The following is a 9,031-nucleotide window of genomic DNA, read 5'->3' on the forward strand; positions in this document are numbered from 1 at the left end:
CGCTGTTGGTGGAATTGGCACCCTTATCATAACCAGCCGATTTAATCGCGGCCTTGCCCCAGCCGGTTAACTTAAGTTCCAAGGGGGACTCATCCGCACTTGTTGCTTTCCACCCTTGCCAATTTTGTGCAAAAGCAGGGCTCGCGGCTGTAACGAGGATGATGGCTGGGATGATGTTTAATAGCTTCAGTTCAGGCGCCCAATTGGTCACGATCATACCTCGTCCGAGTCCAGAAAGTCCGAGGTAAGTAGCACAATGGGCGGGTACGAGCCACAGAGTTAATCAAATTTTAATCGAATACCATTGTATTTAACTCAGCCCATTCAGTTTGCCCCGCACCTCATAAGGGTTTTTCGGCCCCCATTTTTCGAGGAAGCTGGACAGTTCGGGGTCGAGTTTTTCGGGCAGCATCACGACGAGTTTGACGTATTGATCGCCGCGCGCGCCGTCCTTACCGGGAATGCCCTTGCCGCGTAAACGCAGGGTGCTGCCCGAGTTAGAGCCGCGCGGCACTTTCACCGCAACGCGCCCATCGATGGTCGGCACGGTGACGGACGCGCCAAGAATGGCTTCTTGCAGCGTGACCGGCACCTCAAGGTGGATATCCTTCCCCTTGGCAACGAAAAACGGGTGCGCATCCACATGGATTTCGATGAAGGCATCGCCCTCCGGCCCGCCGTTGAAACCGGGCTGGCCCTGACCGCGCAGGCGCAGTTTGTTGCCGTCTTCGGTGCCGGGGGGGATATTGACATCCAACGAGCGCCCGTCGGCGGTGGTCACGCGGCGCTTACCCCCATTGGCGGCGGTGACAAAATCGACCGTAAGCCCGTAGGAGACATCGGCCCCTCGGCGCGTACCAGCACTGGCCGTGCCGCTGCGCGTGCGGAACCCGTCGAAAATATCATCGGCGTCGAAATCGAAGGTGCCGCCCTTTTGCCCGAACCCGCCGCCGAAGCCACCGAAGCCGCCAAAGCCACCGCCCGCGCGGCGGGCTCTCGGGCGCTCGTTGCCGCTGGCATCGATTTCTCCCCGATCATAGCGCGCGCGCTTTTCGGTATCCGACAGCAGATCATGCGCGGCGGAAATATCTTTGAACTTGGTTTCGATAGCCTTATCGCCCGGATTAAGATCCGGGTGAAACTGTTTGGCGAGCTTGCGGTAGGCGCTTTTAATCGCATCCGCATCCGCCGTTCGCGGCACGCCTAAAACCTCGTAGGGATCGCGCATGGGGATAGTTTACCTGTCTTCTCTACACGTTGGCGATTGGGAGCGGACCCTGTCGAACATCGGTCGGCGTCCACCCTCATCCCACACACTTCACATATAACGGCAAGCCCTCTGGTTCAAGGGACCCGCGTATCCCATAGTGGCTTGGCGGTGCCCCTATTGGTCGGGGGTGCGATAGAAAGGATATGACAATGTTGATCGATCGCCCGATTTCGGCGGTGGCCCTCACGGTTATGGACTCGCCCTTCACGCAGTTCGGCCACTGGTTCGACGAAGCCTCGGCCCGCGAGATTAACGATCCGAACGCGATGGCGCTGGCCAGCGTTTCCGCCGAGGGGCGGCCCTCCGTGCGCATTGTGTTGATGAAGGGGTTCGATGCGAACGGCTTCGTTTTCTACACCAACACGCAGTCGCGCAAAGGCGGTGAGTTGCTGGCGAACCCGTTCTGCGCACTCACCTTCCATTGGAAAACGCTGGAACGTCAGGTTCGTATCGAAGGCAAAGCCAGTTTGGTCGACGATCAAGAGGCGGATGATTATTACCATTCCCGCCCGCGCGGCAGCCAAATCGGCGCCTGGGCGTCGGAGCAATCGCGCCCCTTGCCGGATCGTCCGACCCTGGAAGCGCGCGTTGCCGAGGTCGAAAGCCGCTATCCCGAGGGGGAAATTCCGCGCCCGCCGCACTGGACCGGCTTTCGCGTCGTACCGGAGCGGGTAGAATTCTGGCAAGGCATGCCCTATCGTTTGCACGACCGCCTTGTTTATGAGCGGGCGGGCGATGCTTGGACGGCTTTCCGGCTGTTCCCGTAGATGCAATCGCGGCCCCCAATGTCATCCCCCGTCCAAATGCGCTGGGCGCAACGCGCTACCGAAGCGGCGGTTTTGACCGCGCTGGTGCTGATCGGCCTGAAAACCTGGGCCTATCTTGCCACCGGCGCGGTGACGATGCTGTCCAGCTTGATCGATTCATCGCTGGATGCCGTCGCCTCGCTGGTCACGCTGATTGCGGTACGGGGAGCACAGCGCCCGCCGGACGCCGAGCATCGCTTCGGGCACGGCAAGCTGGAGCCGTTGGCGGGGCTGGCGCAGGCGGCGTTCATTATGGGGTCGGCCAGTTTGCTGCTGATGGAGGCCGTGCAGCGCTTCATCACCCCGCAGCCGGTACAGATGCCGACTATCGGTATCGGCGTGTCGGTGGCGGCGATTGGGCTGACGTTGATTCTGGTCATGTTTCAGCGTTGGGTTTTGCGTCGCTCAAACTCGCTGGCGGTGGAGGGGGACAGTCTGCATTACGTCAGCGATCTCGTGACGAATGTCATCGTCCTCTTCGGTCTCTGGGCCTCGGATCGGTTCGGCCTGCCGTGGCTCGATCCGTTGCTGGGGCTGGTCATTGGGGCGATTGTTGTGCGCTCGGCCTGGGGCATTGGCGTGCGCGCCTATCAGGTGCTGATGGACCGGGAGGTTTCCGATGACGTGCGTCAGCGCATCATAGCGATTATCCGAACCGTTCCAGGGGTTTCGGGCGCGCATGATTTGCGCACGCGGGAAGCGGGGCCGGATCTCTTCATTCAGCTTCATCTGGAACTGCCCGATACGCTGCCGTTGATCGAGGCGCATCAGATTAGTCATGACGTCGAGGCGCGCTTGTTGGAGGATTTCCCGCACGCCCAGATTATCATTCACCAAGACCCGATTAGTGTCGTCCGGCCCGATTTGCGCGGCACGGCGGCCTAGGGAATGGGCTTCCGCGACAGCGCTTTCTATTTTTCGCAGTTTCTCTCGCGGCTGGCCGATCAGATTCTGCTGTTTCTGGTCCCCTTGATCGTTTTTCAGATCACGGGCAGCGTCGGCTGGTCGGGCGTGGCGTTTTTCATCGAAACTCTACCGCGCTTTGTGGCGTTTCCAATCGCCGGAATCCTGGCCGACCGGCTGCCCGCCTATCGCTTGATCCGCTGGAGCCAAGGCCTGCGCGCGGCGGTATGCGTGATCGGTAGCCTTGGCGCGCTCAGTGCGGGCGGAATCGGCTGGTTACTGTTTCTATCGGCGGTGAGCGGCGCGCTGACGACGCAAGCTTGGATCGCGCGCGAGGGGATTTTACCCCAGCTTTTCCCAGGGCAACGTCTGGAAAAAATCCTCTCCGCCACCACGCTCGCCGATCAATTGGGCATGGTGCTGGGGCCGCTGGTGGCAGCCCTGATGCTAGCCTGGATGCCGTGGGAATATGCGGTGGGGGCGACGGCGCTGCTGTTCCTGCTGGCCGATCAAGTGCTGCTGCTCTGGTGGCGGCGGGTAAAGCCAGTGATCGCCGATCCTGCCCCGGCATCCGGGCCGTGGTATCAGCCGCTTCGCATCGCTTTTGGGCATATTCAGCGGCTGCCCGGTTTGAAGATGACCATCTTTCTTGCGGTTGGCGTCAATCTGGTGTTGGGCGTCACGCTGGCGACGGCAGCCGCCCTGGTAACGGGCGCGCTGGCGCAATCCGACCAGAATTACGCGCTGCTGCAAACGGCGGGCGCGGCGATGACGGTGCTGATCCTCACGATCATCGCCCGCAAGCCGATCCCGGTTGGCGTTTTGGGCGGGCTTGCCTATGGGATGATCGCGCTCGGCGGCTTCCTCACCGGCATCGCCCAGCATCCGGCGGTCTACGCCATCGGCTTTTTGCTGATTATCGGCTTTGATAAAATGTTCGCCGTTTATATGCGCAGCCTGCGCCAGCGCCTCATTCCGGCGCAGGATTTCGGCAAAACAACCGGCGTTATCGTGCTGCTGAACAATCTCTCCCAACCGCTCGCCGGCGCGCTGGTCGGTTTCACGGCGGGGCCAGAGGAGGCTAGGGTTCTGATTCTCATCATCACCGCCTGCGTGTTCCTCAGCGGGTCGGCGGCGTTGGTGGCGGTGCGCCGCGCGGTTCAGGGGAGCCGTTGACCGAAAAATAGCGTCCAATTCCCGCCCAGACTGGTCTGAGTGATCGGGCGACCGTCTTTGAGTAGGGGCAAGACGCTAGCGTCCTGGGTGAGGCGATACCAGGGCTCGGCCCAGGCGATTTTATCGGGCCGCAGCTTGCCGTCTCCGGTGCGAACGGTTTCCTGGGTGATCCCCGTTTTGGCGGCCATATAGGCGGGATCGGCAAGATCATCGCGCACGCGGTTGGCGAGGCGGCGGAGGCTGGCGATATCCGCTTCCGATAAGCCCGAGGCGTTGCGCTGAAGGGTTGCCGCCATCATCAGCATCGGCGTGAGGGCGAACACGTGATAATGGATCGCCCGCTGGCCCCGGCTGACTTCCAGCGGCAAGGAACCATCGGCCTGAATTTCGGTAAGCCCGTCCTTGAAGCGTTCTTTGGCCCAGTCAAATAACTCAGCATCGTCGGCAGCTACGGCGGCGAGCATCACCGTCGCTCCCGCCCAATTCTGGTGATTGTTGCGTGCTGAGGTATTCTTGGGGTTAGCCCGCTTCGCCGGGCCGTAATCCTTTTGAACATCGAGGGCGATGCGCTTAAACCACGCGCCGATCCGATCACAGGCGGCATTGCCGGTACAAACGCCCGGTGTTTCTTTAAGCGCAGAAAAGGGCAGGGCGAGGGCCCCCAGCATCCATTTGCGTTCGAACCCCGCCTGTCGGCGCTCTTTCATCGTGCCGAGCAGCGCGTCGGCCGCCGCCCAACTTTCGAGCCACGTCAGTGCGCAGGCGGCATTGTCGCGGTTGCCGGTTGCGAGGTAGGATTCGGTTAAGCGTTCAATGCGGTTCACATACTCCCTTAGGGGGCGTAGCGACTGCCGGTTCGCCTGAACGATGGCCGGGTCTTCGATGCTATGGGAGGCGTCTGAATAAAAGGCGCGCGCCTCAATATCCCGGATGGGGGCGGGGGGCGGGGGGCAGGCTTTCTCGGGCGTCTTTGGCCCGTAAAGCGGCGCAAGCGCCTTGGCCTCGGCGATATCGACGGGGCTATGCAAGCCCGTTGTGGGCGCAATTGTCTTTCTCGCCATCGTGCTGCATCCCGAAACCGACACCGCAAGGGCCGTTAGGGGGATGCAACACGCGAGGCGAACCCGCATGCTTTAGGCTGCCTGCTTCTTGAGGGCCAGCACCTGCCATACGTCGAGCAACGCCGCAATGAGATGATCGATCATCTCATCCGTATGCAGCGGGCCGGGGGTGATGCGAATGCGCTCCGTGCGCGCGGCACGGTGGGATAATTGATCGGCTGGACGTAAATATCGTGCCGCTCCAACAGTAGATCGGTGACTTGCTTGGCAAGGCTGGCGTCGCCGATCATCACCGGAACAATGTGGCTTTCGCTATCCAGCAGGGGCAAACCGACTGCCGCTAAACGCTGTTTGACGACGGCCACCCGGTCGCGCTGGGCCTGCCGTTCGGCCTCGCTGTTCATCAGGTGATTGATCGAGGCGCGCGCCCCTGCGGCGATCACGGGCGGCAGGGCCGTGGTGAAAATGAACCCCGGCGCATTGGAGCGGACGAAATCCACCATCGCCGCCGACCCGGCGATATAGCCGCCGACCATGCCGAAGGCTTTACCAAGCGTGCCTTGAATAAGGTGCAGCCGATGTTCGATGCCACGCTCCTGCGCGACCCCGCCACCGCGCCGGCCGTACATGCCGACCGCGTGAACCTCGTCGAGATAGGTGAAGGCACCGTAACGGTCGGCCAAGTCGCAAAACTCGGCGATTGGGGAAATATCCCCATCCATCGAATAGACGCTTTCGAAGGCAATCAGCTTCGGGCGTTTCGGGTCGACCTGCTTCAGTTTGGCTTCCAGATCGGCGGGATCATTGTGCCGGAACACATGCTTTTCCGCGCCGGAATTGCGGATGCCCGCGATCATCGAATTATGGTTCAGCGCGTCCGAGAAAATGACGCAATTAGGCATCATCTTCCCCAAGGTGGCGAGGCTGGTTTCATTCGCCACATAGCCGGAGGTGAAAACCAGCGCGGCTTGCTTCCCATGCAGAGCCGCGAGCGATTGCTCCAGCAGCACATGTTCATGGGTGGTGCCCGCGATATTGCGCGTGCCGCCCGCGCCGGTGCCGAGCCGGTCGATGGCCTGATGCATCGCTGCGCGTACGCGGTCATGCTGCCCCATACCGAGGTAATCGTTGGAGCACCAAACCGTGACTTCGCGCGGCCCCGCCGGACCGTGGTACAAAGCCAACGGAAAAACGCCCGGCCTGCCGTTCGAGATCGGCGAAGACGCGGTAGCGCCCCTCGTGTTTCAAGGCTGCGACCTGCGTCGCAAAAAACTCTTCGTACTGCATGGCACGACCATAGCGCGCTCGCGCCGAAAGGCAAATGCGGCAGATCAATTTCGGGCGAACAGCCCAGCTATCCGCTGAACGCAGGGCAGCATCTTGTTTGCCTTGGGAGCCTCAGGCATACTGCTATCAAATGCCGCCCGGTCTGTTGGATCGGCCTCGACTGCCGAGCTCTATTCTCTTCATGTGCACGTACAATGCCGTACGCTCGCCAATGGCGGCGGCGCTTTTGCGCCTCAGCCACGGGAAGAAGGTCTATGTCGCCTCCGCCGGGGTGCGCGCGGGCGAAGCGGATGGGTTCGTGATGGCAGCTATGGCGGAATTGGGCGCGGATTTGCGTCGCCATTACCCGACGCTGCTGGAAGATTTGGAAGATACCAACTTCGATTTGATCGTCACCCTATCGCCGGAAGCCCATCATCGGGCGTTGGAACTGACCCGCACCCAGTCGGTCGAGGTTGAATATTGGCCGACCGAAGACCCATCGGTCGCCGAGGGCAATCGCGAAGAACGGCTGGCGGCCTATCGGATGGTGCGCGATAAGTTAGCCGACCGGATTGCTGATCGTTTTCCGTAAAAAACGGGCGAAAAAGCGGCTTCGGCGTGGCAATCAGAGCCGCCCTGCGTAGGTTTCGCTTGACCCCGCGCATCCAAAGCATCACTTAAGAGCACCCAATACGCCCGCGCCGGGATCCCCTGTCGCCGGGGCGTATTCTCATTGTCTCGTTCAAGGAAGACTATGGCGAAGGAAGAAGCTATCGAGTTCTCCGGCACTGTGTCGGAACTGCTGCCGAATGCGATGTTCCGCGTGAAGCTGGATAATAATCACGAAGTTCTGGCCCATACCTCGGGCAAGATGCGCAAGAACCGTATTCGCGTTCTGGCCGGCGACCGCGTGAATGTGGAAATGACGCCCTACGACCTCACCAAGGGTCGCATTACCTTCCGCTTCAAATAACGTATTGCAGCCGTGAGCTCCTTAATCCTGGCGTCCGCCTCGCCGAGACGCTCGATTTGTTGCGGCAGATTGGGATTACCCCTGCTGCCGTCGATCCGGCCGATCTCGATGAAACGCCGCACCCGCGCGAACTGCCGCCCCGCCACGCCCTGCGCTTGGCGGAGGAGAAGGCGGCGGCGGTCGCCCCACGCCACCCGGCAAGTTTCGTGCTGGCCGCCGATACGGTTGTCGCGGTCGGGCGGCGCATTCTGCCGAAAGCGGAGGATGAAGCGACGGCGCGGGCCTGCCTTGTGCTTCTGTCAGGCCGCAGCCACCGGGTTCACGGCGGGATTGCGCTTGCGGGGCCGAACGGCCTGCGCCGCTCCCGCTTGGTGACGACGCGCGTCACCGTAAAACGCCTCACCGAGACCGATATCGCCGCCTATCTCGCGAGTGGCGAGTGGCACGGCAAGGCCGGGGGTTATGCCATTCAAGGGCTGTTCGCCCGCCATGTGACTGCCATCAGCGGTTCTTACTCCAACATCGTCGGCCTTTCGCTGTCGGACATCGGCGCGATGCTCGACGGGATCGGGATTCGCGCGTGAGCCTGGACCGGCCCGAGGCGGGGATTATTCTCTCCGAGGGTCCCGGCGAAGTGCGCGGCGTGCGCTTGATCGACGGGCGTTGCGCGGCGTTTACCGTCGCCCGCGTCGGCGAACTGCCGCTGGGCACGGTCTGCCGGGGCATCGTGCGGGCGACCCTGCCGGATGTTGGGGCTTTTATCGATATCGGCACGGGCGCGGAAGCGTTCCTTGGCGGCACGAGTGCTGCGAGCCTGCCGCTCGGCACCCGCCTGCTCGTGCAAGTCAGCCGGGCCGCATCGGGCGATAAGCCGATGGGCGTTACGCGGTCGATGGAATGGGCGGGAGCGCGGCTTTCCTTATTTTTCCTAGAGGGCCGCAGCGGCGAGCTTTCCGTTGCGCGGCAGTTGCCGGAAGCCGAGCGCACGCGCCTGCGGGCGGTTCTGGCGGAGCTTTTGCCCGCCGCGCGGCTGGCGGGCAGGCTTTCGGGCTAACGGCGTTGCCCGCCGCCTCGGGCCTCTACCGCAAAGCCTTGGCGCAGGAGCTTGTCGTGCTGCTGGCCCAGGCCGATAGTCTCAGCCGCGACGGCGCGCCCGGCCCCGCCAACGGTGCGGCGGCCCCGGTTCTGCGCGTGCTCGCGGCGTTGGGGGCGAAGGCCGACCCAATTATCGCACCCCTCACGCTCGCGCCCGAGCTGCGCGCGGCGGGATATGATCCGCAACTTGCCCCGGCTTTGGTCGATCCGTTTGTGAACTTGGAGATCGACGCCGAGTTGGCCGAAGCCTGTGCCCCCGATGTCACCCTGCCGGGCGGCGCGCGGCTCTCGATTGAGCAGACGCGCGCGCTGACCGCCATCGATATCGATAAGGGCGGCGATACGCGCCCGCCGGAAGCGCTGGTCACGGCCTGCCTCCTCGAAATCGCGCGGCAGCTTCGATTGCGGGGGGTTGGCGGGATGGTCGTGATCGATCCGCCGCGCCTGCCCGCTGCGGCGCTCAACCGGGCCTTGGACC

Annotated in this window: 10 protein-coding genes and 2 pseudogenes; 8 read left to right on the plus strand and 4 right to left on the minus strand. The window is 62.5% G+C overall.

Going from position 1 to position 9,031, the window contains the following annotated elements; all coding sequences use genetic code 11:
* A partial coding sequence (locus tag VZ95_RS25005) for a hypothetical protein (RefSeq protein ID WP_198148065.1) occupies window positions 1-211 on the minus strand: 211 nt, incomplete at its 3' end.
* Between the two features lie 99 nt (window positions 212-310).
* The gene (locus VZ95_RS03610; protein ID WP_045774666.1) at window positions 311-1,228 is read right to left on the minus strand and encodes a DnaJ C-terminal domain-containing protein; all 918 of its coding nucleotides are present in this window, start codon (window positions 1,226-1,228) and stop codon (window positions 311-313) included.
* A gap of 233 nt (window positions 1,229-1,461) precedes the next feature.
* On the opposite strand from VZ95_RS03610, the gene pdxH reads away from it, so the two are divergent.
* From pdxH to VZ95_RS03625, 3 genes are read left to right on the plus strand one after another with little or no spacing between them, the layout of a single operon-like run.
* Entirely contained in the window at window positions 1,462-2,037 is a 576-nt protein-coding gene (pdxH, locus tag VZ95_RS03615; RefSeq protein WP_045774673.1) for a pyridoxamine 5'-phosphate oxidase, read from the plus strand.
* Window positions 2,038-2,055: 18 nt separating this feature from the next.
* Window positions 2,056-2,961: a cation diffusion facilitator family transporter gene (locus VZ95_RS03620; RefSeq protein WP_045774667.1), complete on the plus strand. Its 906-nt coding sequence runs from the start codon at window positions 2,056-2,058 to the stop codon at window positions 2,959-2,961.
* Between the two features lie 3 nt (window positions 2,962-2,964).
* Window positions 2,965-4,155, plus strand: coding sequence for an MFS transporter (locus tag VZ95_RS03625; protein ID WP_045774668.1), 1,191 nt, complete (start codon window positions 2,965-2,967; stop codon window positions 4,153-4,155).
* Here the strand turns inward: VZ95_RS03625 and VZ95_RS03630 are convergent.
* Together VZ95_RS03630 and hemA are read right to left on the minus strand one after the other, a co-directional pair.
* Window positions 4,140-5,216 carry an alginate lyase family protein gene (locus VZ95_RS03630; protein WP_198148066.1) on the minus strand — a complete coding sequence of 359 codons (1,077 nt, stop codon included), beginning with the start codon at window positions 5,214-5,216 and terminating at the stop codon, window positions 4,140-4,142. The genes VZ95_RS03625 and VZ95_RS03630 overlap by 16 nt on opposite strands.
* A 72-nt stretch (window positions 5,217-5,288) precedes the next feature.
* A pseudogene (hemA, locus tag VZ95_RS03635) lies at window positions 5,289-6,503 on the minus strand (5-aminolevulinate synthase).
* 130 nt (window positions 6,504-6,633) lie between these two features.
* Between hemA and VZ95_RS03640 the strand changes: the two are divergent.
* The 5 genes and pseudogenes from VZ95_RS03640 to VZ95_RS03660 all read left to right on the plus strand — a co-directional run.
* Window positions 6,634-7,077: an arsenate reductase/protein-tyrosine-phosphatase family protein gene (locus VZ95_RS03640; protein WP_084627555.1), complete on the plus strand. Its 444-nt coding sequence runs from the start codon at window positions 6,634-6,636 to the stop codon at window positions 7,075-7,077.
* Between the two features lie 162 nt (window positions 7,078-7,239).
* Complete coding sequence (infA, locus tag VZ95_RS03645) at window positions 7,240-7,458, plus strand: translation initiation factor IF-1 (RefSeq protein WP_045774670.1); 219 nt, start codon at window positions 7,240-7,242, stop codon at window positions 7,456-7,458.
* A gap of 12 nt (window positions 7,459-7,470) precedes the next feature.
* Window positions 7,471-8,042: pseudogene (locus VZ95_RS03650) on the plus strand (Maf family protein).
* Window positions 8,039-8,512 (plus strand): Rne/Rng family ribonuclease, encoded by a 474-nt coding sequence (locus VZ95_RS26615; RefSeq protein WP_045774671.1) that lies wholly within the window; start codon window positions 8,039-8,041, stop codon window positions 8,510-8,512. The pseudogene VZ95_RS03650 and the gene VZ95_RS26615 overlap by 4 nt, the downstream one beginning before the upstream one ends.
* Before the next feature lie 5 nt (window positions 8,513-8,517).
* Window positions 8,518-9,031, plus strand: a 514-nt coding sequence (locus VZ95_RS03660) for a ribonuclease E/G (protein WP_045774672.1), incomplete at its 3' end; no start/stop codon positions are given.

Source organism: Elstera litoralis, assembly GCF_000963705.1.
Classification (GTDB): Bacteria; Pseudomonadota; Alphaproteobacteria; order Elsterales; family Elsteraceae; genus Elstera; species Elstera litoralis.